The organism is Mycobacterium sp. E740 (assembly GCF_001672895.1).
Lineage (GTDB): Bacteria > Actinomycetota > Actinomycetes > Mycobacteriales > Mycobacteriaceae > Mycobacterium.
In genome coordinates this window covers 1-25,708 of record NZ_LZKP01000215.1, presented here as the reverse complement: position 1 = coordinate 25,708, position 25,708 = coordinate 1, and the positions used below count along the sequence as shown (strand labels likewise).

20 protein-coding genes and 1 tRNA gene are annotated in these 25,708 nt (G+C 68.2%); 13 read left to right on the top strand and 8 right to left on the bottom strand.

Annotated features, from left to right (window positions below; genetic code table 11):
- Positions 1-17: 17 nt before the first annotated feature.
- Positions 18-2,393, bottom strand: coding sequence for a lysylphosphatidylglycerol synthase transmembrane domain-containing protein (locus tag A5663_RS20870; protein WP_068153634.1), 2,376 nt, complete (start codon positions 2,391-2,393; stop codon positions 18-20).
- 117 nt (positions 2,394-2,510) lie between these two features.
- Between A5663_RS20870 and A5663_RS20865 the strand changes: the two genes are divergently transcribed.
- Positions 2,511-3,872, top strand: coding sequence for a cytochrome P450 (locus A5663_RS20865; protein ID WP_068153633.1), 1,362 nt, complete (start codon positions 2,511-2,513; stop codon positions 3,870-3,872).
- 6 nt (positions 3,873-3,878) lie between these two features.
- Here A5663_RS20865 and A5663_RS20860 read toward each other — a convergent pair whose 3' ends face one another.
- A complete protein-coding gene (locus A5663_RS20860) occupies positions 3,879-4,424 on the bottom strand; it encodes a hypothetical protein (protein ID WP_068153632.1) in 546 nt (181 codons plus the stop codon).
- Positions 4,425-4,624: 200 nt separating this feature from the next.
- Positions 4,625-5,854, bottom strand: coding sequence for a hypothetical protein (locus A5663_RS20855; protein ID WP_068153631.1), 1,230 nt, complete (start codon positions 5,852-5,854; stop codon positions 4,625-4,627).
- 144 nt (positions 5,855-5,998) lie between these two features.
- On the opposite strand from A5663_RS20855, the gene A5663_RS20850 reads away from it, so the two are divergent.
- The 3 genes from A5663_RS20850 (at position 5,999) to A5663_RS20840 (ending at position 9,235) form a co-directional block, all read left to right on the top strand.
- Complete coding sequence (locus A5663_RS20850; RefSeq protein ID WP_068153630.1) at positions 5,999-7,798, top strand: bifunctional serine/threonine-protein kinase/transporter substrate-binding domain-containing protein; 1,800 nt, start codon at positions 5,999-6,001, stop codon at positions 7,796-7,798.
- 454 nt (positions 7,799-8,252) lie between these two features.
- The gene (locus A5663_RS20845; RefSeq protein ID WP_068153629.1) at positions 8,253-8,729 is read left to right on the top strand and encodes a DUF5994 family protein; all 477 of its coding nucleotides are present in this window, start codon (positions 8,253-8,255) and stop codon (positions 8,727-8,729) included.
- 80 nt (positions 8,730-8,809) lie between these two features.
- The gene (locus A5663_RS20840) at positions 8,810-9,235 is read left to right on the top strand and encodes a hypothetical protein (protein ID WP_156744592.1); all 426 of its coding nucleotides are present in this window, start codon (positions 8,810-8,812) and stop codon (positions 9,233-9,235) included.
- 11 nt (positions 9,236-9,246) lie between these two features.
- Here A5663_RS20840 and selD read toward each other — a convergent pair whose 3' ends face one another.
- A complete protein-coding gene (gene selD / locus A5663_RS20835; protein ID WP_068153627.1) occupies positions 9,247-10,260 on the bottom strand; it encodes a selenide, water dikinase SelD in 1,014 nt (337 codons plus the stop codon).
- 29 nt (positions 10,261-10,289) lie between these two features.
- On the opposite strand from selD, the gene A5663_RS20830 reads away from it, so the two are divergent.
- A tRNA-Sec gene (locus A5663_RS20830) sits at positions 10,290-10,384 on the top strand.
- A gap of 10 nt (positions 10,385-10,394) precedes the next feature.
- Here the strand turns inward: A5663_RS20830 and A5663_RS20825 are convergent.
- Positions 10,395-10,919 (bottom strand): DUF488 family protein, encoded by a 525-nt coding sequence (locus A5663_RS20825; protein ID WP_068153658.1) that lies wholly within the window; start codon positions 10,917-10,919, stop codon positions 10,395-10,397.
- Between the two features lie 44 nt (positions 10,920-10,963).
- On the opposite strand from A5663_RS20825, the gene selA reads away from it, so the two are divergent.
- From selA to A5663_RS20810, 3 genes are read left to right on the top strand one after another with little or no spacing between them, the layout of a single operon-like run.
- On the top strand, positions 10,964-12,244 hold the full coding sequence (gene selA / locus A5663_RS20820; protein ID WP_068153626.1) for an L-seryl-tRNA(Sec) selenium transferase: 1,281 nt from the start codon (positions 10,964-10,966) through the stop codon (positions 12,242-12,244).
- Positions 12,232-13,911: a selenocysteine-specific translation elongation factor gene (locus A5663_RS20815; RefSeq protein WP_068153625.1), complete on the top strand. Its 1,680-nt coding sequence runs from the start codon at positions 12,232-12,234 to the stop codon at positions 13,909-13,911. The genes selA and A5663_RS20815 overlap by 13 nt, the downstream gene beginning before the upstream one ends.
- A 52-nt stretch (positions 13,912-13,963) precedes the next feature.
- A complete protein-coding gene (locus tag A5663_RS20810) occupies positions 13,964-14,518 on the top strand; it encodes a hemerythrin domain-containing protein (protein ID WP_068153624.1) in 555 nt (184 codons plus the stop codon).
- Between the two features lie 3 nt (positions 14,519-14,521).
- On the opposite strand, the gene A5663_RS20805 is transcribed toward A5663_RS20810, so the two are convergent.
- Both A5663_RS20805 and A5663_RS20800 read right to left on the bottom strand, forming a co-directional pair.
- On the bottom strand, positions 14,522-16,033 hold the full coding sequence (locus A5663_RS20805) for a glycosyltransferase family 39 protein (protein ID WP_068153657.1): 1,512 nt from the start codon (positions 16,031-16,033) through the stop codon (positions 14,522-14,524).
- Positions 16,027-16,872, bottom strand: a complete 846-nt coding sequence (locus tag A5663_RS20800) for a family 16 glycosylhydrolase (protein ID WP_068153656.1) — start codon at positions 16,870-16,872, stop codon at positions 16,027-16,029. The genes A5663_RS20805 and A5663_RS20800 overlap by 7 nt, the downstream gene beginning before the upstream one ends.
- Positions 16,873-17,047: 175 nt before the next feature.
- On the opposite strand from A5663_RS20800, the gene fdh reads away from it, so the two are divergent.
- The 5 genes from fdh (at position 17,048) to A5663_RS20770 (ending at position 25,543) form a co-directional block, all read left to right on the top strand.
- The gene (gene fdh, locus A5663_RS20790) at positions 17,048-20,329 is read left to right on the top strand and encodes a formate dehydrogenase (RefSeq protein WP_156744591.1); all 3,282 of its coding nucleotides are present in this window, start codon (positions 17,048-17,050) and stop codon (positions 20,327-20,329) included.
- Positions 20,326-21,216 (top strand): 4Fe-4S dicluster domain-containing protein, encoded by an 891-nt coding sequence (locus A5663_RS20785; protein WP_068153622.1) that lies wholly within the window; start codon positions 20,326-20,328, stop codon positions 21,214-21,216. Before fdh ends, A5663_RS20785 begins: the two co-directional genes overlap by 4 nt.
- Entirely contained in the window at positions 21,216-22,166 is a 951-nt protein-coding gene (gene nrfD, locus A5663_RS20780) for an NrfD/PsrC family molybdoenzyme membrane anchor subunit (RefSeq protein WP_068153621.1), read from the top strand. The genes A5663_RS20785 and nrfD overlap by 1 nt, the downstream gene beginning before the upstream one ends.
- Before the next feature lie 58 nt (positions 22,167-22,224).
- Positions 22,225-23,574, top strand: a complete 1,350-nt coding sequence (locus tag A5663_RS20775; RefSeq protein ID WP_068153620.1) for an MFS transporter — start codon at positions 22,225-22,227, stop codon at positions 23,572-23,574.
- Between the two features lie 76 nt (positions 23,575-23,650).
- A complete protein-coding gene (locus tag A5663_RS20770) occupies positions 23,651-25,543 on the top strand; it encodes a serine/threonine-protein kinase (protein WP_068153619.1) in 1,893 nt (630 codons plus the stop codon).
- A 76-nt stretch (positions 25,544-25,619) separates the two neighbouring features.
- On the opposite strand, the gene A5663_RS23680 is transcribed toward A5663_RS20770, so the two are convergent.
- Positions 25,620-25,708 (bottom strand): hypothetical protein (locus tag A5663_RS23680; protein ID WP_231976861.1); only part of this gene is annotated, 89 nt, incomplete at its 5' end.

Here is a 25,708-nt window from a genome sequence, read left to right as displayed (position 1 = left end):
GCCCGCCCGACATGGCCCTAAATTTTCGAGTTCCTGGTCATCCACCGCATGACCTGCCAGCCGGCGAACACCGGCAGCCAGGTCGTCAGCACCCGGTAGAGCAACACCGAGGGCACAGCCACTGAGGCGGCCATGCCGAACGCCGCCAATCCGCCGATCAGCGCCGCCTCCACCGCGCCGATGCCGCCAGGGGTCGGCGCCGCCGAGGCCAATGTGCCCCCGACCATCGTCACGACCGTGACCGTGATGAACGACGTGTTGCCGCCGAACGCCTCGATCGCGGCCCACAGCGCGAACGCGTTACCGAGGGTCGTCGCGGCACAACCCGCCATGATCACCGCCAGCCGCCGAGGCTCACGGGCCAGCGCGACGAGGTGGCCGAGCACTTCCTGCAACCGCGGCCGCACGGCCGTCGCCAGCCACCGCCGCAACTTCGGCACCAACAGGAACGTGCCGATCAGCCCGAGCAGCACGCCACCGATCAGGTACAGCAGCGTGGCGTTCGGAACGAAGCGGGCCAGGTCGGCCGACACGCCCGCCGCCGTCGAGAAGAAGATGAGCAGGCCGAGGTGGGTGATGACCTGAACCGACTGCTGCAGTGCGACGGCGGTGGTGGCGCGCATCGGGCTGACCCCGCTCTTCTGCAGGTAGCGGGCCGACAGTGCGAGGCCGCCGACTCCCGCGGGCGTCGTCGTGGCGGCGAACTTGTTCGCCACTTGCATGACAACCAGCCCCCACAACGTGACCAGGCCGTCCGCGCAGGCCCAAAGTGCCGCTGCCGCACCGAGATACGTCAGACTCGACGCGGCCAGCCCGAGCACCGCCCACCACCAGTTCGCGGTGCGCAGTTCGGTGATGAAGGTGGGCACCGAGCTGAGGAAGGGATACGCGACATAGACGAGCGCGGCGAGCAGTACCAGCTGGATGACCTGCCCCCGGGTGAACCGGGTGACCGTCTCGGGGCGGATCTCGTCGACGCGGGTCTGGCGCTTGACCTCGTCGCGCGCGGCGGAGATCACGGCTTTGGGATCGGTCACCGAGTGCCGGATGCCCGGCGGCATCGCGGCCGGCGTCAAGCGCCGCGATGCGGTCAGCACGATGTCCTTGCCGAACGCGTCGATCGCCGCGCGCACCGCCGAGTTCGCGTCGTAGAGGTGCGTCGTCGTCACCAGCAACTGGGCGATGTCGGTGCGCAACTGGGCGTCGGTGGCGCCGTACTCGGCGTTGTCGAACCCGCCGAACAACACCGTGTCGTCGTCGACGGTGATCTCGCTGCCGCGCAGGTCGCCGTGCGAGATCTGGCAGTCGTGCAGTTCGCGCAGCGACTCCCACACGCGCCCAACGGATATCGACTCCACGCACGCGCTGATCGGCAGTCCGCGGGGCGGGGTGTGCGCGTACAACGTCCAGCCCCGGTCGAGTGCGGCCACGGCGATCGTCGACGTGTTCGCGACCTTGAGTTCACCGATCGCGATGGCCATCAGCGCACGGTGCTCGACGAGGCGGCGCATCGACGCGTGCAGCGGCGCGGTCTCCCGGTCGCGGAACCGGAGCTTGCGCCACAACTGCAGCAGCACGCCGCCGCCGCGTTGGTGCGGACCGTAGAGCTCCATCACCGCCGTCGACTGCTGTTCCTCGCAGGTGGCCGTCAGCACCAGCGGGCCGGCGCCCGCCGGGCGTAGCACCCGCATGCCGGACACGACGCAACCGCGACGGGCCATCGCGCGCACGGCGCCGTCGAGCGGGACTTCCAGCCCGGGTGTGCCCACGACGAGAACCACCAGGGCTCCGACGAACCAGCCGACCGCGAGCCCCAGCAGCGAGCGGGCCGGCACCACCGCGCTGATCATCAGGTGGATCGGCACGAACGCCAGCAGCAGTCCCCACCACCAGCGCCGCCACCGGGTCGGCAGCCACGGCCCGGACACGGTGAGCACCGCGGCGAGCATCGCGATCCAGCGCGGGTCGTCGACGAACTGGGAGGCGAACGAGTCGAGTCGGTCCGACAGGTCGAAGTGCCAGCGTGGGGCCGTCAGGCCGAAGCCGCTGATCGACAGCAGCGACCCGGCGATGACGGCGGCCGCCGCGTAGGCGCCGAGCAGCTTCCACTGCCGCGAGAGGATCAAGCTGACCAGGATGACGAACGGCTGGGCGACGATCGCGATGCCGTAGGCGAGGTAGACCAGGTCCGCCTGCGTCGGGGTCAGCACCGCGACGATCTCGGAGATCGAGCGTTCGAGCGCGACCCACTCGTTGCGGGTGATCAGCGAGCTGGTGACGACGACCACGAGGAACAGCGCGGCCAGCACGACGCGGACGATGTCGTTGGTCCGCCTCGTCAGTGGCTGCAGCAGGCTGCCCGAGACGGTGATGTCCCGCCCGTCGACGCGCATGTGTCCACGATCTTCCGGATTGGTGGTCAGGTCGGTAGCGACCCGCCGACAACTTATCCGCAGTCTGCTGCAATGGAGCTATTCCGCCGACCGCGTCGCGGACGTACCGTATTAGGCATGAGTACAACAGCGGGGTCGGCACTGCCGCCGGGCCCCCGGCTTCCCTCGCTCGTGATGCTGTTGCTGATGATGCGGTGGTGGTCGCCGATCGTGTCGATGTGCCGGCGCCGCTACGGCGACGTCTTCACGCTGACCAATCCCATGACCGGCCCGATGGTCTACCTCGGCGACCCCGCCGACATCAAGACGGTGTTCGCCGGCGACCCGCGGGTCTTCCACGCGGGAGAGGCGAACGCGATGCTGGCCGGTCTGCTCGGCGACAGCTCGGTGTTGGTCATCGACGATGACGCGCACCGCGAACGCCGACGGCTGATGATGGCGCCGTTCCACCGCGACGCCGTCGCGCGGCAGGCGGAAGTGATGGCCGAGATCGCCGCGCAGAACATCGCCGGCTGGCCCGTCGGTAAGCCGTTCGCGGTCGCGCCGAAGATGTCGGAGATCACGCTCGAGGTGATCTTGCGGACGGTGATCGGCGCCAGTGACCCGGCGCGGCTGGCGGCGCTGCGCGAGGTGATGCCTCGGCTGTTGAAAGTGGGGCCGTGGGCGTCGCTGGCCATCGCGAAGCCGAAGTTGCTCGAGCACCGCTTGTGGCGGCGGTTGCGACGCAACATGGCCGAGGCCGACCGGCTGCTTGATGCGGAGATCGCCGAGCGTCGCGCCGACCCGAACCTGGCCGACCGCTCGGACGCGCTGGCCATGCTCGTGCAGGCCGGCATGGGCGACCGCGAACTGCGCGACCAGTTGATGACGCTGTTGGTGGCCGGGCACGATACGACTGCCACGGCGCTGTCGTGGGCGCTGGAGCGGATGACCCGACATCCGGAGGTGCTCGCAAAAGCGGTGCGCGCGGCCGGATCCGGTGACGACGAGTATCTCGACGCGATCGCCAAGGAGACGCTGCGCATCCGTCCGGTGGTGCCCGATGTGGGCCGGATCCTGACCGAGCCCACCGACGTCGCCGGGTATCGGTTGCCGGCCGGCGTGATGGTGGTTCCGAGCATCACGCTGGTGCACGAGACCGCCGGCATCTATCCCGAGCCCGACCGCTTCGACCCCGACCGGATGGTCGGCGCGACGCTGAGCCCGACGACCTGGCTGCCGTTCGGCGGCGGCAATCGGCGTTGTCTCGGTGCGGGATTCGCGATGGTGGAGATGCGCGTGGTGCTCGGCGAGGTGCTGCGACGGGTCGAGTTGGCGACGACGACCGCGGCAGGCGAGCGCCAGAAACTCAAGCACGTGATCATGACACCGCATCGCGGCGCGCGAATTACCGTGGCGGCGAAGAAGATTGCGGGCTCGACGGCAGCGGGTCAGGTCGAGGCCAGACCCACCACCGCCGACACGTCATCGTCGACGTAGGACCGCTCAGGGGATGTCGGTGGCCGGCACGCTGCCGCAGCCGACGCCCGGAACGCACCCGGCGGCGCCTTGCGGTCCGGCGGTTCCCGACGGTCCACCGGGGATGGCTCCGGTGGCGCCCTGCGGCCCCGCCGCACCACCCGGTCCACCCGGGATCGAGCCTGCCGCGCCTTGCGGTCCGGCCATACCGCCGGGCCCGCCCGGGATGGTGCCTGCGGCGCCCTGCGGTCCGGCCGTGCCCGCGGGTCCGCCGGGGACGGCGCCGGTGGCACCTTGCGGCCCGGCCACTCCGGCGGGTCCGCCCGGCACCGCGCCGGCCGCGGCAGGAGCACCGGCGGGCGGCGGCGTCCACGCCCCCGGCACGGCGGCGGGTGCGGGTGCGGGAGCGGGAGCCGGGGCCCCGCAGCCGGTGCCGGCGGGGTCGACGCAGCCCGACGGGCCGCCGGCCGGGACGAACGACGGCGAAGCGAAGCCGGCAGGCGCAGCAGCGATCGCGGCCGCAGCCGCGCCGGCCACCAGTAGCGGTGAGACCTTCTTGATGTTGATCATCATGCCGGAGCTTTTACCACGACCGGCCACCCTCAAACATGGAGTTCACCGGAACTCCCTGCAAGCACACCCTTTGGCCCCCTCTGGTGCGAGCTGCCTCCCCCTTGGCGCGAGCGACCGTGTTTGCACACGACACGCCGCGCCGGAGCAGCAATTTGCGGTCGCTCGCGGGCTGCGAGCGACCGCATCACCCGCGAGCGACCTCATCCCCGGCAGAAGCTCCGTCTCGGCATGCGCGCATAGTGGTGCCCCGCGATCGCCTTGTCGGCGATGAGGTCGGCCGCTCGCGGGTTGGCGTCCAGCCAGCCAGCCAGATGGCGATGGCAGAGCGTGTAGATGATCGACACCACCTCCGGGCTCGGGCGCTCGTCCTCCGGCGGCGACGCCCGATGCCTCACGTTGACCACCGCCGTCAACCCTTCCGCGATGTCGCGCGTCGTCAGATCGGGTACGGCGGCAGGTAGCGGGATGCGGTCGGCGACGTGTTGCTTGACCGGGCCGGCCACCGTCGCCGTCACCGCATGCGCGATTGCCTCCTCGTGCGCACTGGGTCGGGGCGAACCCGAGAAAGTGTCGAACACCTGGATCGTCGGGCTGTAACCGGTGGTCCACCGCATCGCGATCTCGACGGCGAAACCGCGTCGTCGGCCCGACAACTGAATGACGTTGTCGTGCAACGGCATCGATATGCGGGTGAGGAATCTGCAGTAATCCACCAAGCCGCCGGGATAGCAGAACGTGCGGGATCTGGCAGGTCGGGTTCGCCGGTCGTCGACGACATCGATGGTCAGCCCCTCGCGCAGGAAAGCCATCCGCTGCAGCCGCTTCAGCGCCGCACCGGCATCGCCGTCCGTCATCTCGCACACCAGCGATTCGGGCCAGCACCGCACGGTCACGCCTGTCTTGGTGGTCGCACCTCGGCATTCGACGAGGCGGGCAACGCCGCAATCGTAACGCTGGAACCAGATGAAGCCGTCACGGTGGATCTCGATGTCGAGCCGAGCGGGAAGCGAATTCCGTTCCGACGGCTCTTCGACGTAAGCGGCGGCGAGATCCGGAAAGGCGGTTCTGCAGGCCAGTTCCGACAGGAAGTTGTCCTGGAGTGCGGCGATCGCACCGTCGAGGTTCGGATCTCGACCGTCGTGGCTCACTTCGACGCCGCCATCGGCGCGCAAGGTCACCGAAACGGCGCTCGCGGCAACTTCGGCAGAATGTGCGATCACATCCCACAGCAGGCGATGGAGCCCGTCTTCGTAGCGGAAGTCATCGAATGGACGGCTCTCGAAGGAGTCGTCCTCCCATTCGAAGAAGTCGTAATCGGGCCAGTCGTCTCGGCTCGTGACGTCACAGCGATGCGCGCCACCGAGCCATGGGAAATACGCGACTTCACAACATTTACCGCAGATGGGCCAACCCGAAGAGAACTGCTTCACTGGTCTATTTTACCGGCTTGACCTGCGTAAATCGACCCGCTGACCGTGCGCCACCGTCGATTTTTAAGAATTCTGGCAAACATGATGTAACTTCAATCGACACACCAAGGCGGGGTTGGCCGCTGTCGAGGGGTTAGTAAGACGGTGGACGCGACACCATTCGGGCACTACCAGCTGCAGCAGCTGATCGGCCGTGGTGGTATGGGCGAGGTCTACCGCGCCTACGACGCGAGGACCGATCGCGTCGTCGCGCTCAAGGTTCTGCCACCCGGCATGGCCGCTGACGAGACGTTCCAGCAGCGCTTCCGCCGCGAATCGCAGGCCGCCGCCGGACTCAATGACCCCCACGTCGTACCGATCCACGGTTTCGGCGAGATCGACGGCCGCCTCTATCTCGACATGCGCCTCATCGAGGGCCGCAACCTCGGCACGGTCCTGACCGACACCGGTAAGGCGATCGACCCGGCGCTGGCGGTCAAGGTCGTCGAGCAGGTGGCCACGGCGCTGGACGCCGCGCACGCCGCGGGGCTGATCCACCGCGATGTCAAGCCGTCGAACATCCTGCTCACCGGCCGCGAGTTCGTGTACCTCATCGACTTCGGATTGGCACGCGCCGCGGGCGACAGAGGCTTGACGAGCGCGGGCAGCACCTTGGGCACGATGGCTTACATGGCCCCCGAACGCTTCGAGGGCAAGCCGGTCGATCCGACCGCCGACATCTACGCGCTGGCGTGCGTGCTCTACGAATGCCTCACCGGCGTGCGGCCATATCCCGCCGACAGCCTCGAGCAGCAGATCGCCGGCCACATGACCAAGGATGTGCCGAAGCCGTCGGCGGTCGATCCGCGGTTGGCGGCTTTCGACGACGTCATCGCCAAGGGCATGGCCAAGAAGCCGGCCAAGCGCTACCAGCGGGCCAGTGATCTCGCCGAGGCCGCGCGCCGGGCGTTGAACGCCCCGGTGCGCAGCGGCAGCGCGAGGCACCAGGCGCGCCGGACGCCCGCGCGCCAGGTGCGGCCGTCCGGAAGGGCGCTAGCACTGGCCGCGTCGGTGGTGCTGGTCGCGACGCTGGGCACCTTCGGTGTGCTGCAATGGCGCGGCGGCGTCGACCGCAGCGATACGAAACCGGCCAGCGTCGAAGCGACGACCGCCACGCCCACCGCCGCGCCAGGCGCGGTCGAATCGATCGCGGCGACGGTTCCCGATGAGATCCGATCCACGGGCAGGCTCATCATCGGCGTCAACACCCCTTATGCGCCAAACGAATTCAAGGACGCCAACGGTCAGATCGTCGGCTTCGACGTCGACCTCATGAACGCGGTCGCGCGAACCCTGGGTCTGGTCCCGGAGTACCGCGAGACCGCGTTCGAGGCGATCCTGCCGTCGGTGCGCGCCGGCGACTTCAACGTCGGCATGTCGTCGTTCAGCGACACCAGAGAGCGCGAGCGGGCCGTCGACTTCGTCACCTACTTCCAGGCGGGCACGCTGTGGGCGCAGCGAGCCGGGTCCGCCATCACCCCGGCGAACGGCTGCGGCCTGCGGGTCGGCGTCTCGTACGGGTCGCTGCAGGAGACCGACGAAATCCCAAGCAAGAGCAAGGATTGCGTGGCCGCCGGATCGGCGCCGATCGACAAGGTCGTCTACGTCAGCCAGGACGTGCTCAACACGGCACTGATCAACGGCGAGGTCGACGCGATGGCCGCGGACTCACCGGTGACGGGGTTCGCGATCAAGACCTCGGGGGGATCGCTCGAGGCCGCCGGTGACGTGTTCAACTCGTCGCCCTACGGCTGGCCGGTGGCCAAGGGGTCCGGGCTCGCCGAATCGCTACGCCAAGCGCTGGTCCACCTGATCTCCACCGGCGAATACCGGACGATCGCGCTGATGTGGGGCGTCGAGAAGGGCATGATCTCCACCCCGCAGGTCAACGGCGCGACCCGCTGAACAGCGGTGCCCGCCCGTTCGCGTTTCTATTGCACTCACGCAGGCCGCTACTCGCATCTTCTCTGCGTGGGTGCAATCTCATCGGAGATGTCAGGCCGTCCTGGCGCCCTGCGCCCATGGCGGAGGCGTTCATCGGCAGTGAAGCGCTGGCGGCCGGTCGGCTGACACGGCACGAACTGCACCGGGTAGTCTGAACGTAGACCTTCTCTGGTTAGCAGCCGTCGACAGACTTCACGGATGACGATGGGTCTGCGATTTGATACCGCGCGCCACGTTTTCAAGTCGGCCGCAGCGGAACGTAACGAAGGACCTGCTCCATGCAGTCACACGACTTGTTCTCCCACCCTCAGAAACCTCAGTTCGTCGCGAGCGACGACGATTCCTCCGAACCCGTGACCAACCCCGTGTTCTCCGATCGTCCCGAACGGGATTCGTCTGCCGCCACCCCGTCGGCATGAACGGCCTGACGGGTGCGCGTCGACTGGCCCGGCCCGTCCGCCTCGTGCTGGCGCACACACTCGGATCTGACATCGACGGCGCCTGGTGGCCGCACACCGGGTCGGTGGCCGGCGAACTGCCCGAGCTCGTCGAAACACTGCACAAGACGCTCGGCGAGGTCGTCGACCTGCGGGTGAACTGGGCGTCCACCGAGGCCACCCTGGACTTCAACTCGATTCTCTCCCACAGTCGTTCGAAGACGCCTGCTCCGCGCAGGCCGCATCGGCTGATGTTGGTCGTCGGACGCACGGCTTCGGCCAAACTCCTTGTCGTTCCGCACATGACGACGCCTGCACTCGGCGCGATGGTGATGCGCTGCGCGGTGGGTAGGCCGAATTCCGGCTCGGCGCGAGACAGCCAATGGTGTGAAGCCGCTGACACCGTCATCCGCGCCGCCCGAGCCGACAGCTCGGCGTGGGCGATCCGGGCCTGACCGTCGAACGGATCTCGGCGCGAACGTTTGTCAGTGCAGTACTCGGGAACTCGGCGCTTGCCGACCTCGAAGGAGCATTGATGAACTCATCCCGCTTTACCCGACGCGTCGTGTGTTGCGCGGCTGCCGTTCTGACGGCCGGGTCGCTGGCCGCCTGCAACAGCGACAAAGCCGACGAAGCACCGACGACCTCGACGAAAACTGTCACGACGACCCCGTCGACCACCGCTGCTGTCCCGTCCTCACCGACGGGCCAGGCGCCGGTCTCCACATCTGCCGCCCCGTCGGCCGGCGAAGCTCCGCAGCAGGCACCGGCCGACAACCAGGGCCCGAGTTCGGTGACCCGCGGCCCGAACATGAGTGTCGCGCCGACGGTGACCGCGCCCGGCGGGGGCAACCCGAACCAGGAGGGTGTCGGTGGGCCTGCGGGCGGAAACGGATCGGGTGGCGGTTCCGGCGGTGCTGGTGGTGGTGGCGCCGGCGGTGCGGGCGGCGGGGGTAACTGACCGCAGCCCGCTCAGCGCACGACGATCGTGTACTCGCCGCGGGGCACTAGTTCGCCGATGACGGGCGCGCCGGGAATCTCGCCGGCGAGCAGGAGGCCGCCCGAGGTCTGCGCATCCGCCAGCAGCAGCGCCTCGTCCTCGTCGACCGCCGACAGGTCGACGTGCGGGGCGACCCAGTCGAGATTGCGCCGCGTCCCGCCGCTGACGTAGCCCGCCGCCAGCGCGTCGCGCGCGCCGTCGATGTAGGGCACCGCGCTACTGTCGAGCACCGCGGTGACGCCGCTGGCGCGGGCCAACTTGTGCAGATGCCCGAGCAGCCCGAAACCCGTTACGTCCGTGGCACATTCGACACCCGCCGCGAGAGCGGCCGCAGCGGCGTCGGCGTTCAACGTGGTCATCACCTCGACGGCCGTCGGAAACGTCTCGCCAGTCGACTTGTGCCTGGTGTTGAGAACCCCCACCCCGAGCGGCTTCGTCAGCGACAGCGGCACCCCCGGCTTACCGGAGTCGTTGCGCAGCAACCGATTCGGGTCCGCGATACCGGTGACGGCCAGACCGTACTTCGGCTCCGGATCGTCGACGCTGTGCCCGCCGGCCAGATGGCAGCCCGCAGCCGCGCACACGTCCATGCCACCGCGCAGCACCTCGGTCGCCAACTCGAACGGCAGCACGTCGCGCGGCCAGCCCAGCAGGTTCACCGCGACGACCGGGCGCCCGCCCATCGCGTACACATCCGACAGCGCGTTGGTCGCCGCGATCCGGCCCCAGTCGTAGGCGTCGTCGACGACCGGGGTGAAGAAGTCCGTCGTCGCGATCAGCGCCACCCCGCCGTCGATGCGCACCGCGGCTGCGTCGTCACCGTCGTCGAGGCCGACGAGCAGTTCACCGACGGGGTTCTGCGGCGCGGCATTGACCAGCCCGCGCACGACCTCCTCGAGTTCGCCGGGCGGGATCTTGCATGCGCAGCCGCCGCCGTGGGCGTACTGGGTCAGTCGGAAGGTCGTCTGCTCGGTCACAGCCTCCATGCTGCCTGGCATGATCGGACCGTGGCCAGGGAGGCGTATTCGGTCTGGTGACCGGCGCGGTCTTCAAAATCGCTGAGCGGCAGATCCTGTCGCTGGCGGGTTCGATTCCCGTCCGCCTCCGCCACGGGCGCCGATCAGACCGCGTCCCACACGACCAGGCCGTCGTCGCGGATCCGCGCGCCTTCCGACGGTGTGTGCGCGACGATCCGGCCGTCGTGCATGAGATGCCCGACCGTCACCGAAAACTTCAGTACCGCCACGTCGGCGACGATGCGCCGGTGGCAGCGCCACCACACCGACTCGCTGCACATCATCGCGGTGTGCTGCCGCCGCGACTGCTCGACGAGTTCGCCCAGCGCGTCGGCGAACGCGTCGGTGCGGGTGTAGGCGGCGTAGGCGGCGAACTGCTTGACCCGCCACCACGGGTCCTCGATCTCCGCGCCGCTCGGCAGGCTCCGGCGCCCACCCAACCGCTGCTCCCAGCGGTAATCCAGGCCGGCCTCTCGCGTCCACTCGGCGATCGCGGCCGTCTCGACGTCAGGGTTGTGCCTGCTGTTGGGGTACCGGCGGATGTCGACCAGCGCTTCGACGCCAGCATCCGTCAACAACCCTGCCAGCGCCGCCTTGTCCAGCGCACCGTGCCCCACCGATGTCAACATGACATCGGTGTACCCGATCACCGCCGGTGCGCCATGATGGCTCCATGACCGATCCGCGACGGCGGGTGCCGCGCACCGACGCGCTGCTCGCCGATCCCCGCCTCGTCGAGGCGTCGCGAATCCTCGGGCGCACGCTTGTCAAAAGCGTTGTCGCGCAAGCTCAACAGCGGGCGCGGTCCGGTGAGATCGAACCCGAGCGGGTTGCCGACGACGCGGTCGCGGCGCTGCCGGTCAGCGCGGCCAACCTGCGCCCGGTCATCAACGCCACGGGTGTGGTCGTGCACACCAACCTCGGGCGGGCGCCGCTGTCACAGGCCGCCGTCGACGCGATCGTCACCGCGAGCGGCGCGACCGACGTCGAGTTCGACCTCGAGACCGGCCGTAGGGCCCGACGCGGTCGCGGTGCGCTCGCCGCGCTGGCTCACGCCGTTCCCGCCGCGCAAGGCGTGCACGTCGTCAACAACAACGCGGCCGCGCTGCTGCTCACCGCGATGACCTTGGCGCCGGGTAAGGAGATTGTCGTCAGCCGCGGCGAGCTGATCGAGATCGGCGACGGGTTCCGGCTGCCCGAGCTGATGGAGTCGACCGGCTCGCGCATCCGCGAGGTCGGCACCACCAATCGCACCCATCTGCGCGACTACGTCGACGCGCTCGGGCCCGGCACCGGTTTCATCCTCAAGGTGCACCCGTCGAATTACTCGGTCAGCGGGTTCACGTCGACGGTCGGCGTGCCCGAACTCGCCGGGCTGGGCGTGCCGCTGGTCGCCGACATCGGCTCTGGCCTGCTCACCCCGCACCCGCTGCTGCCCGACGAGCCGGATGCCACGACCATGCTGCGCGACGGCGCCGACCTCGTCACCGCCAGCGGCGACAAGCTGCTCGGCGGCCCCCAGGCGGGCCTGTTGTTCGGGGCGGGCGACCTCATCGAACGGCTGCGACGGCATCCGGCGGCGCGGGCACTGCGGGTCGACAAGCTCACCCTGGCGGCGTTGGAGGCGACGCTCGTCGGCCCGCCGACACCCGTCGCGCAGGCGCTCGACGCCGACGTCGCGAACCTGCGAGCGCGGGCGCAGGCGCTGGCCGCCCAACTTCCCGGAGCGCAAGCCGTCGACTGCGTCGCCGCGGTCGGCGGCGGCGGTGCGCCCGACGTGGCGCTGCCGAGCGCCGCCGTCAGCCTGCCGGAGTCCTACGCCGCGCCGCTGCGTACCGGCACACCGACGGTGGTGGGGCGGCTGGAGGGCGGCCGCTGCCTGCTCGACCTGCGCACGGTGGCCCCCGGCGACGACCACCTGCTCGCCCGGGCGGTGCTGGCGTGCACGTCGTAGCCACCGCGGGCCACGTCGACCACGGCAAGTCCACGCTCGTCGAGCGGCTCACCGGCATGTGGCCGGACCGGCTGGCCGAGGAGCAGCGCCGCGGGCTGACCATCGACCTCGGCTTCGCCTGGACGACGCTCGACGGCCGGGACATCGCGTTCGTCGACGTGCCGGGCCACGAGCGGTTCGTCGCGAACATGCTCGCCGGCGTCGGCGCCGTCGCCGCAGTTATGTTCGTGGTCGCCGCAACCGAGGGCTGGATGCCGCAGTCCGACGAGCACCTCGACGCGCTACGCGCACTGAACGTCCGGCATCTGATGGTGGTGATCAGCAAGGCCGACCTCGCGGACCCGGGGCGCGCCATCACCCAGGTGCGCGAGCGGTTGCCCGCCGTGCCGGTGGTCCTCGGCACCGATCTCAAAGCTGTTCGCGAAGCGTTGATTTCGCTTCTCGACGGGCTTCCCGCTGCCGACCGTGCCGCCGATGTGCGGCTGTGGGTGGACCGCTCGTTCACGGTTCGCGGTGCCGGCACCGTGGTGACCGGAACACTCGGCGAAGGCACGCTCCGGGTGGGCGACGAGCTCGAGCATGCGGGACGACGGGTCACGATCCGCGGCCTGCAGTCGCTCGGCCGGGACGGGTCGGAGGTCGGTGCCGTAGCGCGCGTCGCGGTGAACCTGCGCGGAGTCGACCGCAGGCACATCGGTCGCGGCGACACCGTGCAGACGCCCGGTGCATGGCGGGACACCGCCGAAATCGACGTGCTGCTGCGGGAATCCGGGCAACTGCACCGAGAACTGGTGCTGCACATCGGTTCGGCGGCGGTGCCGGTGCGGGTACGGCCGCTCGGCACGGTAGGCGCGCGGCTGCGGTTGTCGCGGCCGCTGCCCCTTCGGATCGGCGACACCGGACTGCTGCGTGACCCCGGCGAACACCGGATCGCCGCCGGCATCAAGGTACTCGACGTCAGACCGCCGGCGTTGCGCCGCCGCGGCGCCGCACGCGAGCGAGGCGCGGAACTGGCGGCCGGCCGGGTCCGGCGACCGCCGTGCATGCGGGCGGACGAGTTGCGCGCCATGGGGTTCGGCGCCGACGGCACGCGGGTCGGCGATTGGGTCATCGATGACGACTGGTGGACGCAGCGGCGCGAACAGGCGGTCGCGGCTGCCGCACGGTGGGTCGCCGAACACGACATCGCGGCCGGTATGCCGCTGGAAACGTTGCGGCAGCAGGTCGGCGTGCCCGCCGCGGAGCTACTGCCCGCGTTGCTCGACGGTGCCGGTCTGCAGATTGTCGACGGGGTGGTCCGGCAGCCGGCTGCGGAGCTGCCGGCACGAGTGGACAAGGCGGTGCGGACGGTGGAGGAGTGGCTGGCCGCCGAGCCGTTCCGCGCGCCGGAGGCCAACGAGCTCGCCGAATTGCAGCTCGGTGCAAAGGAACTCGCAGCAGCGGTCCGGGCGCAGCGGTTGACCCGGATCGCCGACGGGGTGGTGCTCGGCCGCGATGCGTACGACCGCGCGGCCGCGGTCGTCCGAGCGCTGCCGCAACCGTTCACAGTCGCGGAGGCGAAGCGTGCCTTGAACACCACGCGCCGCGTCGCGGTGCCGCTGCTGGAAGGGCTCGACGCGCTCAAGGTCACCCGTCGTCACGCCGACGGCACCCGCACGTCGCGCTGAGCGGTTTAGCCGCTGGGCACCGGGGTACGCCCGTCAATCGAGGAGGGTGACCATGGCAGACACCGGAAACATCGTCGACGACATCATCACCGACCACCGTGAATTCGAAAGCGTCTTCACGGAGATCGAATCCGGTGGTGACCCGCACAGCCAGCCTGATCTGGTCGACCACGTGATCGCCGGGATCGTCCGGCACGCGGTGGCCGAGGAGCAGTACCTCTACCCGGCCGCCCGCAAGGTCCTGTCCAACGGCGACGAGCTCGCCGATCACGAGCTCAAAGAGCACGCTGAGGCCGAGGAGATCATGAAGGCGATCGAAAAGGCCGGCGCCGACGACCCTGAGTACGACGAACTCGTCCGCAAGCTCATCGGCGAGATCCGCCACCATATCGGCGACGAGGAGAACGACATGCTCGCCGAGCTCCGCGACGCCTGCCCGCCCGAACAGCTGCAGGAGTTGAGCGAGAAGTTCCAGCGCGCCAAGAGCATTGCACCGACCCGCCCGCATCCGTTGGCGCCCGACCATCCACCGGCCAACAAGATCCTCGCTCCGGGCGCAGGTCTGGTGGACCGGCTGCGCGACGCGTTGAGCGGACGCAACACCTGAGGCCTACCGCGCCGCTTTGATCACCTGCACCAGACTGAACTGCCACCGCTCGACCAGCCGGAAACCCATGTCGTGGGTCACGGCGAACGCGCGCGTCCCGCCGAACAGCGGTCCCGGCGGAATCGCTACGCCCGCTTCGTGTTCCGGCGCAGCCGGGTCCGCCTGCGTGATGACCCAGACGACGGTGCAGTGTTCGAGCGGCCCGACGGACGCCTCCGGGATGAGGTTGGTGTCGAACACCTCGCGGGTGTCGACGGCCCGCTGCCACAGGCTGACGTCGGCCAGCTTGCGATAGGCATCGGGCCGCGCGGCCATCAGCGGACGCATCGGCGCGGGATGGAACGTGACGGTGTCGTTCACCAGCAGGCAGTCACCCGCGGCGGCGTTCGCCGAGATCAGGTCGGCCACCTGGCTGTAGTCCATGTCGTACTTGGCATACGGACCGCGTTGCACCGCAACGAAAGTGGGCGCGGCCACGACGGCGAAGACGACGACGACCGCCGTCGTCACCCAGACCGGACGGGCCACCGCGGTGATGCAGACGCCCAGCAGCAATGCCATCGCGGGCGCCGTGAAACAGAGATACCGCGGTGTGTAGAGCGGTTCGGCCACCGCCGAATACGCGACGATCAGCGCGGTGGGAATCAGCAGCCACGCCATCGCCAGCACGACCGCCTCCCGCTCGCCGACGCTCGATCGGCGCACGACGGCCCAGACGGCGATCGCCGCCAGCACCGTCACCGCGGACAACAACGCGAAGTACGGGTTGCGGTCGAAATACTGTTGCACGGCAACGTCTTCGACGGTGCGCAGCCCAATCGGCGTGATCCAGCTGATCTGCCTGGCCTGCCCGGCGACCACCGCGACGAACGGCGCCATCAACGCCAGCGCGAGCACCGACGCAACAGCGAACGGCAGCACGGCTGCGCGCCGGAAAGCCACCACGAACACGGCGTAGGCGAACACCAGCAAGGCAAGGTAGACGTCGAGCAGCACAGCCGCCGCCAGCAGGGCGCCGTATCCCGCCCAGACCCAGCGGGATTCACGCCGAGCCGCGAAAACCAGCAGCACCGCCAGCCAGACGGCGAGCATCATCGACAGTGCGTACGGACGCGCCTCGATTCCTGCCCACGTCGCGCGCGGCAGGATCGCGCAGACGACGCCGGCCGTCACTCCGGCCTTCCTCGACGCCAGTTGGCTGCCGAGCACCACCACGCCCGCCGCAGTCGCTCCGACGGCCAGCCCGCTCGGCACCCTGGACCAGAACTCGGTCGGCGGAAAAGCCGCGAACCAGCCGTGCATCAGCAGGTAGTACAAGCCGTGCACGGCGTCCACGTCGTGCACCATCTGCCACAGCGCAGGCAGCGACCGGCTGTAGGACGCCGAGATCGTCGCTGCCTCGTCGTACCAGAACGACGGACGCCCGGCGCCGGCGAGGCTCACCACGGCGCCGAGAATGCCGACGAGCAGCGGTGTCAGCCGCGCGAGCCGACCGCGCGCCCAGACGTCTACCAGACGCGGATCCAGTCGACGAGCATGACCGACGGATAGGGGGCCCGGCGTGGATCGCCGCCGCCCGAACCGCCGACCGCGAGGTTGAAGATCGCCTGCAACCAGTAACCGGGGATGCCGAACGGCCACCGCATGTCACCGGGCCGGCCGTGGACCTGGATGGGCTTGGCCGGAACGGAGAAGTACGGCTTGGCGCCGTCGGTGTAGTCGCGCCAGAAGCGGAATCCGTCCTCGGTCCACTCGGTGCGCCAGTTGTGCCAGTCGGGGTCCACCAGCTCGGGAATGGACCTGCCTTCCCACGTCTTGCCGTTGGAGGCGGCGTGGACGGTGGTGCCGGGCGGCCACGATTCGTTGCCGTAGTACTCGACGATGTCGATCTCGCCGTCGGGAAGCGGATCCTGGTTCAGCAGCCAGTACGCGGGCCACAGCCCGGGGTGCATGCAGTCGAACTTGATGCGCGCTTCCCAGGTGGTGCCGATCTGCCCGCGGAAGTGGCTGAGCACCTTGCCGCTGAAGTACTGGTCGCCCTCCTGCGTCGCGCACAGCACGAGGTTGGAGTTGCCGTCGACGAACACGTTGCGCCGGTCATCCCGGTAATGCCCCACGACCGGCGGGACCACGGGATCGTCGAAGTTCTGGATGAGCCACTTCGACGGGTCGGGCGCCGAGCCCGCGGGACCGTCGAATTCGTCCTGGAAGAGATAGCTGCCGGTCGCGGCGCCGGGTGGCGGCTGCGTCGGCGGGGAGGGCCGCAGCGGAGACGCGTTGGCGCTCGCCGTGGGTAACGCTGCCGCGCCGAGCGCGGCGGCCCCCGTCATCATCATCAGAGTGCGTCGGTCGATTTCGGCCACAGCACGACCATAGAGGGTGCGGACGGAAGTCATGCCGGGTTCCGGGCACCGCGACGTCCGGCATCGCCGCGCAAACGATGACGACCGGCGGCCGGCGTAGCGCTCTGACGTGCCGCGATGCCGATATACGTCAACCTCGCGGCAGCAGCGCACCCGACACGGTTTGATGAAGAAGACCCGGGGTAAGGAGGCAACTGTGGACATCAAGGGGCTGTTCGGGTCATGGCCGGTCTACCGCCAGCTCACCGGCCAGGACCGGTTGGGCCGCGGCCAGGCCGCCCAGTCCAAGCGCTCGGCAACGCTGACCCCACGAACCACCGAGGCCGACCGGGTCGCGCACTCCGTCTGCCCCTTCTGCGCGGTCGGTTGTGCGCAGAAGGTCTACGTCAAGGACGACAAGGTCATCCAGATCGAGGGCAACCCGGACAGCCCGATATCGCGAGGCCGGTTGTGCCCCAAGGGTTCTGCGAGCAAGCAACTCGTCACCGGCCCGCAGCGGTTGACCAAGGTGCGGTACCGCCCGCCGTACGCCACCGAGTGGCAGGAGATCGACCTCGACACGGCGATGAACATGGTCGCCGACCGGGTGCTGGACGCGCGGGAGAAGGGTTGGCAGCAGTTCGACGCCGACCGCAACACGCTGCGCCGCACCATGGGCATCGCCAGCCTGGGCGGGGCGACGCTGGACAACGAAGAGAACTACCTGATCAAGAAGCTTTTCACCGCGCTCGGGGCGTTGCAGATCGAGAACCAAGCGCGCATTTGACACAGCGCCACGGTTCCCGGTCTGGGAGCCTCCTTCGGTCGCGGCGGGGCGACGGACTACCAGCAGAACCTCGCAAACGCGGACTACGTCGTGATCATGGGCTCGAACATGGCCGAAGCCCATCCCGTCGGTTTCCAATGGGTGGTCGAGGCGAAGGCGCGCGGAGCCAGGGTTGTGCACATCGACCCCCGGTTCACCCGCACCAGCGCGTTGGCCGACCGGCACCTGACGTTGCGCGCGGGCAGTGACATCGCGTTCCTCGGTGGGGTGATCAACTACATCCTGAGCAACGATCTCGACTTCCGCGAGTACGTCACTGCGTACACCAATGCGTCGTTCCTCGTCGACGAGCGTTTCTGCGATGCCGAGGACCTCGACGGGTTGTTCTCCGGCTACGACGTGGACACCGCCTCCTACGACCCGTCGACCTGGCAGTACGAGAACACCGATCCGGAGTACGGCGGCAAAGGCGCCAAGGAGCACGCCGCTCCGGATCAGCACGGGGCGGGCGGCGCTCCGATAGAGGGCTCGGCACAACGCATTCCGTCGGATCCGACGTTGCAGCACCCGCGGTGCGTCTACCAGATCCTCAAGCGGCACTACGCCCGCTACACACCGGAGATGGTCGAGCGGGTGTGCGGTGTCCCGGCGTCGGACTTCCTCGAGATCGCTCAGGACTGGACGCGCAACTCCGGCCGTGAGCGGACCGCCGCGCTCGTCTACAGCGTCGGGTGGACGCAGCACACGATGGGCGCGCAGTTCATCCGTGCCGGGGCGATCATCCAGTTGCTGCTGGGCAACATCGGCCGACCGGGCGGCGGTGTGTTCGCACTGCGCGGGCACGCAAGCATCCAGGGGTCGACCGACGTGCCGACGCTGTTCAACCTGCTGCCCGGCTATCTGGCCATGCCACACGCCGGCCAGGAGACGCTGTCGGAATACATCGATGACATCACCGGCCAGAATCAGAAAGGCTTCTGGCACAACGCCGATACGTACATGGTGTCGCTGCTCAAGGAGTACTGGGGCGAGCACGCGGCGGCCGACAACGACTTCTGCTTCGACTACCTGCCGCGCATCAACGGAGACCACGGCACCTACCGCACCGTGATGGACATGGTCGACGGCAAGGTGTTCGGTTACTTCCTGCTCGGCCAGAACCCGGCCGTCGGGTCTGCGCACGGTCGGTTGCAGCGCCTCGGTATGGCCAACCTCGACTGGCTGGTCGTGCGCGACCTCGTCGAGATCGAAAGCGCGACATTCTGGAAGAACGCCCCGGAGATCGAGACCGGTGAGATCAGTCCGGAGACGTGTCGCACGGAAGTGTTCCTGTTCCCGGCGGCCTCGCATGTCGAGAAGTCCGGGACGTTCACCCAGACGCAACGCAAGCTGCAGTGGCGCGAGCAAGCGGTCGAACCGCCCGGCGACGCCCGATCGGAGCTGTGGTTCTTCTACCATCTCGGCCGTCTGCTGCGCGAAAAGCTGGCCGGCTCAACGGATGATCGTGACCGCCCGCTGCTCGACCTGTCATGGGACTACGCGATGGACGGTGACGAGCCGTCCAGCGTGGACGTCCTGCGGCGCATCAACGGCATCGACCTGACGACCGGTCGGGCGGTGGACAGCTATCTGGAGCTCAAGGCCGACGGCAGCACGATGTGCGGATGTTGGATCTACAGCGGGGTTTTCGCCGACGAGGTCAACCAGGCAGCCCGGCGGGTGCCGCACGATGACGCGCAGTGGGGCTGGGTGTGGCCGCTGAACCGGCGCGTGCTGTACAACCGCGCATCGGCCGATCCGCAGGGCAGGCCGTGGAGCGAGCGCAAGAAGCTGATCTGGTGGGACGCATCGAAACGCGAGTGGACGGGCTACGACGTCCCCGACTTCGAGAAAACCAAGCCACCGGATTACGAACCGCCGCCCGACGCGGTTGGCGTGGCGGCGCTGCGCGGCGACGACGCGTTCGTCATGCAGGCCGACGGCAAGGGCTGGCTGTTCGCACCCAACGGTGTGCTCGACGGGCCACTGCCGACGCACTACGAACCGCACGAGTCGCCGGTGCCCAACGCCTTCTACAAGCAGCAGGGCAACCCGGCACGAAAGGTGTACGGGCGCGCGGACAATCCGTCCAACCCGTCGCCGCCGGAGTTGCACGGCGACGTGTTCCCGTTCATCTTCACCGCCGCCCGGCTGACCGAGCATCACACCGCGGGCGGGATGAGCCGCCAACTGCCCTACCTCAGCGAGCTGCAGCCCGGCCTGTTCGTCGAGGTGTCGCCGGCGCTGGCCGCCGAACGCGGTCTGACGCACATGGATTGGGCGCATGTGGTGACCAGCCGGTCGGCGGTCGACGCGCGGGTGTTGGTGACGGACCGGATGCGACCGCTGCGGATCGAGGACCGCGTCGTGCACCAGATCTGGATGCCCTACCACTGGGGCAGTGTCGGGCTGATCGACGGCGACGTCGTCAATGACCTGGTGGGTGTGGTCGCCGATCCGAACGTCTTCATCCAGGAGAGCAAGGTCGCGACGTGCGACATCCAGCCGGGCCGGCGGCCGCGCGGCCCGGCGCTCACGCAGTACATCGCGATGTACCGCGAGCGTGCACGCATCACACCCGAGACCGGGACCAACCTGGACACCACCGGGCCGTCGGCCGACCACACCGAGGACAAGCCATGAGCAACAACAGCTTCTACGGTCCACTGGCCGACGTGGCCGGCGACGCCGGATATGCGGGCCACCCGCCGCGGATGGGCTTCTTCACCGACACCTCGGTGTGTATCGGGTGCAAGGCGTGCGAGGTGGCGTGCAAGGAATGGAACGGGGTGCCCGTCTCAGGGCCTGGGGACGGGTTCAACCTGCTGGGCACGTCGTTCGACAACACCGGTGAGCTGGGCGCGAACTCGTGGCGGCACGTCGCGTTCGTCGAGCAGAGGGTCGACTTGGGCATGCCGGGGTTCGAGCGTCCGGGTGACGCGACCGGCGCGGAAACGCGTCAGGACTTCCGCTGGCTGATGAGCAGCGACGTGTGCAAGCACTGCACACACGCCGGTTGCCTGGACGTGTGCCCGACGGGCGCGCTGTTCCGGACCGAGTTCGCGACTGTGGTTGTGCAGCAGGACATCTGCAACGGATGCGGGTATTGCGTGTCGGGCTGTCCGTACGGGGTGATCGAGCGGCGCGAGGGCGACGGCCGGGCGTGGAAGTGCACGTTGTGCTACGACCGGTTGCGCGACGGGCTGGAGCCCGCGTGCGCGAAGGCCTGCCCGACGGATTCGATCCAGTTCGGCGTGCTTGATGAGCTGCGCGAGCGAGCGGCGTTGCGGATCAACGAACTTCACGAGCGCGGTGTGACCGAGGCGCGACTGTACGGAGATGATCCGAACGACGGCGTCGGCGGGGACGGGGCCTTCTTCCTGCTGCTCGACGAGCCCGAGGTGTACGGGCTGCCGCCGGACCCGGTGGTGCCGACGCGCGACGCCGGGGCGATGTGGCGTTACGCGGGACTGGCGGCGTCGGCGTTGGTCGGCGTCGTGGTGTCGTCGTTTCTGGGAAGGCGGGCCTGATGCCACGCGAACAACTGACGGTGCCGAAAGCCGAATTCCGGTCGTACTACGGCAAACAGATCCTCAAGAGCCCGGTGTGGAACTGGATGATCGCCGCGTACCTGTTCTGCGGCGGCCTGTCCGCGGGCGCTGCGATGCTGGCGGCCGGTGCGGACCTGACCGGGCGGCCCGGCCTGCGGAAAGTGACCCGAATCGGTTCGCTCGTCAGCATTTTGGCCAGTCTGTACTTCCTGATCGGGGACCTGGGCCGCCCCGAGCGCTTTCACCACATGCTGCGGGTCGCGAAGCCGAGTTCGCCGATGAGCATGGGCACGTGGCTGTTGTCCGCCTACGGGCCGGGAGTGGGTGCGGCCGCGGTGGCCGAGGTGATGCCGAGCCGGATGCGACGGACGCGGCTGGGCCGGCTGGTGGAGGTCGCGGCTCGACCGGCGAGGCTGTGGGCGGCGGGGACGGCGCCGGGAGTGGCGTCGTACACGGCAGTCCTGCTGTCGCAGACCGCGGTTCCGGCGTGGCGGGAGGCGCATCCGTATCTGCCGTTCGTGTTCACGGGGTCGGCGGCGGCGAGCGGCGCCGGACTCGGGCTGCTGTTGGCGCCCGTAAACGAAATCGGACCCGCGCGGCGGATGGCGGTGCTGGGTGCGGGTCTGGAGGTGACGGCGTCGCGGGCGATGGAGCAGCGGCTGGGACTGGTCGGTGAGGCGTACACGACGGGCAGGCCGCACCGGCTGCGTCAACTCTCCGAGGTGCTGACGGTCGGGGGAGCGGTCGGCGCGGTGATCGGACGGAACCGGGCAGCGGTCGCCGCGTCGGGAGTGGCGCTGCTGGTGGGAAGTGCGCTACAGCGGTTCGGAGTTTTCGAGGCGGGCGTGGCCTCGACGCGTGACCCGAAGTACGTCGTGGTGCCACAGCGTGAGCGGCTGAACGCCTCCCTTCGAGCGGACGCAAAGTAGCCCGAAAACGCGTGGAAATGGGCATCTTTGCGCCTGCTCGCGGCTAGGGTGACCGTCGATGAGCGTTCCGACGGCCGAAGCGCAGCCGCCGCGGTCCACCCCCGCGGAGACCCGGCGGGCAATCTGGAACACGATCCGCGGGTCGTCGGGCAATCTCGTCGAGTGGTACGACGTCTACGTCTACACGGTGTTCGCGCCGTACTTCGAGAGCCAGTTCTTCGCCGAGTCGGAGAAGAACTCGACGGTGTACGTGTATGCGATCTTCGCGATCACGTTCGTGATGCGGCCGGTCGGCTCCTGGTTCTTCGGCAGGTTCGCCGACCGGCGGGGCCGGCGAGCCGCGCTGACGGTGAGTGTGTCGCTGATGGCGGCGTGCTCGATGGTCGTCGCGCTGGTGCCGTCACAGGCCAGCATCGGGGTGGCTGCGGCGGTCATCCTGATCATCGCGCGACTGGTGCAGGGCTTCGCGACCGGCGGCGAGTACGGCACGTCGGCGACCTACATGTCCGAGGCGGCAACGCGCGAGCGGCGCGGCTTCTTTTCGTCGTTTCAGTACGTGACGCTCGTCGGTGGGCATGTCCTGGCGCAGTTCACCTTGCTGATCCTTGATGTGTTCCTCGACGACGAGCAGATGCGCGAGTTCGGTTGGCGGATCGGCTTCGCGGTGGGGGGCGTCGCGGCCGTGGTGGTGTTCTGGTTGCGCCGCACCATGGACGAGTCGCTCAGCGAGGACGTCATCGAAGCGGCGAAGGCGGGCGAGGACAAGAGCGCAGGCTCGATCCGCGAGTTGTTCACGCGGTATCGGCGGCCGCTGCTGTTGTGCTTCCTGATCACGCTGGGCGGAACGATCGCGTTCTACACCTACAGCGTCAACGCGCCGGCGATCGTGAAGACGGCGTACAAGGGCGACGGCATGACGGGCACGTGGATCAACTTGATCGGGCTGATCTTCCTGATGCTGTTGCAGCCGGTCGGCGGCCTGATCAGCGACCGGGTCGGACGTAAGCCACTGCTGCTGTGGTTCGGCTTCGGTGGACTGTTCTACACGTACGTGCTCATCACGTATCTGCCCCAAACACGTTCTCCCCTGCTGTCTTTCGCGCTGGTGGCGGTCAGTTATGTGATCCTGACCGGATACACGTCGATCAACGCGCTGGTGAAGTCGGAGCTGTTTCCGGCGCGGGTGCGGGCGCTGGGGGTGGGAGTCGGGTACGCGCTGGCGAATTCGATGTTCGGTGGCACCGCGCCGATGATCTACCAAGCGCTCAAGGAACGCGACCAGGTGCCGCTGTTCATCGGCTATGTCACCGTGTGCATCGCCGTATCGCTCGTGGTGTACCTGTTTTTCCTGAAGAACAAGTCCGAGACGTACCTCGACCGCGAGCAAGGGTCCGCGTTCGTGCGCTGACCTCCGAGAAGCGACGACCGGCCCGGTCTTATCGACTGAGCGTTAGCTGAGCGCGTGTTGTGGGTACGAACGAAGCATGCCGTTAGCAGACGGTACGAAGATCGCTGGGTACACGATCCAGCGGATGCTTGGTTCAGGGGGAATGGGCGAGGTCTATCTCGCCCAGCATCCGAGGCTGCCGCGGCAGGACGCACTGAAAATTCTGCGCTCGGATATCTCGGCGGATCCCGACTTTGTCGAGCGGTTCAACCGAGAGGCCGATCTTGCGGCCAGCCTGTGGCATCCACACATTGTCGGAATTCACGATCGCGGCCGGTATCGGGGGCGACTCTGGATTTCCATGGATTTCGTCGACGGGACCGACGTCAGCCGTCTGCTGCAGCAGAATCCGAGCGGCATACCCGTCGACGATGTCGTCGAGATAGTGAATGCGGTCGCCGGCGCGCTCGACTATGCGCACGCGAAGGGTCTCTTACACCGAGACGTCAAGCCCGCGAACATTCTGGTGACCGACTTCGAGCACGGTGAACGTCGGGTCCTGCTAGGTGACTTCGGTGTCGCACGTGACCTGGCCGACGACAGCGGTGGGCTCACGCAGACGAACATGACTGTGGGTACGGCGGCGTACTCGGCGCCCGAGCAACTCATGGGCCTGGACCTCGACGGTAGAACCGATCAGTACTCACTCGCGGTGACGGCCTACCACATGCTGACCGGCGCTCCGCCGTTTCAGGACTCCAAAGCGGCGGTCGTCATCGGTAAGCACTTGAACGCGACGCCCCCATTGCTCGCCGACATTCGTCCCGAGTTGGCGGCGCTCGATCCGATTGTGGCGCGCGCGTTGGCCAAAAACCCGGACGAACGATTCGCGGCATGCTTTGATTTCGCGCGCGCCCTCGAGTCTGCGGCAAGTGCTGATCTGGCCCCGCCACCGCCGCCTGTGTCGCCCGGCGCCGAGACGATGACGCGGCCGATACCACCTGCCCCTGTGATGGTCTACCCTCCCGACTCGGAAGTTCGTCCAGCTTCCACTCGACGAGGCAAGCGTTGGGGTTGGGCCCTAGCCGGGGCCGCCGCCTTGCTGGCTGTTGTCAGTGTTGTCGCCTATCTCGCAATCGGCTTCCAGCGCGAGCCCCGAGACGAGCCGTTCACCCTCGCAGGGTCCCTGCACATTCCCCCCGACACGGTGAAGACGAGCGGCCTCCCAGGAGGCTACAAGTGCGTCGGGACAGGGAATTACAGCGACATCAGCGCTCGCGCCCCGGTCACCGTCGAAGACGAGTCAGGAAAGTTGCTTGCCAAAGGCGCGATCGAGGGAAGCAATCGCGGACGCGATGCATGCCTGGTGCTGTTTCGCGTCGACCGGGTCCCGACCGGAGCCCAGTTCTACCGGGTCAAGATCGCCCAGCAGCCGGAGATGAGTTTCACCGAGGCCGAGGCGAAAGCGGGCGTCGAAGTTCCGCTCGGTACTACAGGCGCCGAAGATCAGCCGACGGCTACGGCGGCACCGCCGAAGTCATCGGCACCTAAGCCACCCCCGCCGCGGACGTCGACGCGCACAGTCACGGTGGCACCCGACTTGAACACCGCTAGTCTCAATCGGCTCCAAGCGATTGCAGCTGGCGACCGCTCTTACGTCGCTTCGTATTTCAGCGATATCTGGGTACCACAGATCAGTTCGAAACGAGTTGGTCTCGAGGCCGAGGGCAAGGTATGGCACAACGCGCAGATCCTCGATGAACACCTCCGATTACGTGAGCGGTATCCCGACGTGAGGTTGCTGTGGTCCGGTGACTGGTCGACCTTCGACGGCCGCAACTTCTGGGTGACAATCGTGGGATTGAAATCGACCAATTATCTTGACGTGCTTGGCTGGTGCCGCGACCAAGGCTTCGATCGGAACAACTGCATAGCGAAGATGGTCAGCACCTGGCGACCGGTGGAGGGCACAACCAAACTAATGAATTAGCCAATAGCTGGCATCGAAGCCCTACTACCAAATCTCCGATGCTCCAACACATTCCGATGACGCGGGTATGCACCACCTAGTTGGCGTTCGGTGGTGGTTGTGGTTGGAAGGGTTCGTACCACCACCAGTCGGCGCGTTCACCTGTTGGGCCGCTCCACGGTGGGA

What these genes read in the sequence shown, in the direction of transcription:
- A5663_RS20870 (WP_068153634.1), bottom strand. Translation starts at nt 2,393, where the DNA reads ATGCGCGTCGACGGGCGGGACATCACCGTCTCGGGCAGCCTGCTGCAG.
- A5663_RS20865 (WP_068153633.1), top strand. Translation starts at nt 2,511, where the DNA reads ATGAGTACAACAGCGGGGTCGGCACTGCCGCCGGGCCCCCGGCTTCCC.
- A5663_RS20860 (WP_068153632.1), bottom strand. Translation starts at nt 4,424, where the DNA reads ATGATGATCAACATCAAGAAGGTCTCACCGCTACTGGTGGCCGGCGCG.
- A5663_RS20845 (WP_068153629.1), top strand. Translation starts at nt 8,253, where the DNA reads ATGAACGGCCTGACGGGTGCGCGTCGACTGGCCCGGCCCGTCCGCCTC.
- A5663_RS20840 (WP_156744592.1), top strand. Translation starts at nt 8,810, where the DNA reads ATGAACTCATCCCGCTTTACCCGACGCGTCGTGTGTTGCGCGGCTGCC.
- selD (WP_068153627.1), bottom strand. Translation starts at nt 10,260, where the DNA reads ATGGAGGCTGTGACCGAGCAGACGACCTTCCGACTGACCCAGTACGCC.
- A5663_RS20825 (WP_068153658.1), bottom strand. Translation starts at nt 10,919, where the DNA reads ATGTTGACATCGGTGGGGCACGGTGCGCTGGACAAGGCGGCGCTGGCA.
- selA (WP_068153626.1), top strand. Translation starts at nt 10,964, where the DNA reads ATGACCGATCCGCGACGGCGGGTGCCGCGCACCGACGCGCTGCTCGCC.
- A5663_RS20810 (WP_068153624.1), top strand. Translation starts at nt 13,964, where the DNA reads ATGGCAGACACCGGAAACATCGTCGACGACATCATCACCGACCACCGT.
- A5663_RS20785 (WP_068153622.1), top strand. Translation starts at nt 20,326, where the DNA reads ATGAGCAACAACAGCTTCTACGGTCCACTGGCCGACGTGGCCGGCGAC.
- nrfD (WP_068153621.1), top strand. Translation starts at nt 21,216, where the DNA reads ATGCCACGCGAACAACTGACGGTGCCGAAAGCCGAATTCCGGTCGTAC.
- A5663_RS20775 (WP_068153620.1), top strand. Translation starts at nt 22,225, where the DNA reads ATGAGCGTTCCGACGGCCGAAGCGCAGCCGCCGCGGTCCACCCCCGCG.
- A5663_RS20770 (WP_068153619.1), top strand. Translation starts at nt 23,651, where the DNA reads ATGCCGTTAGCAGACGGTACGAAGATCGCTGGGTACACGATCCAGCGG.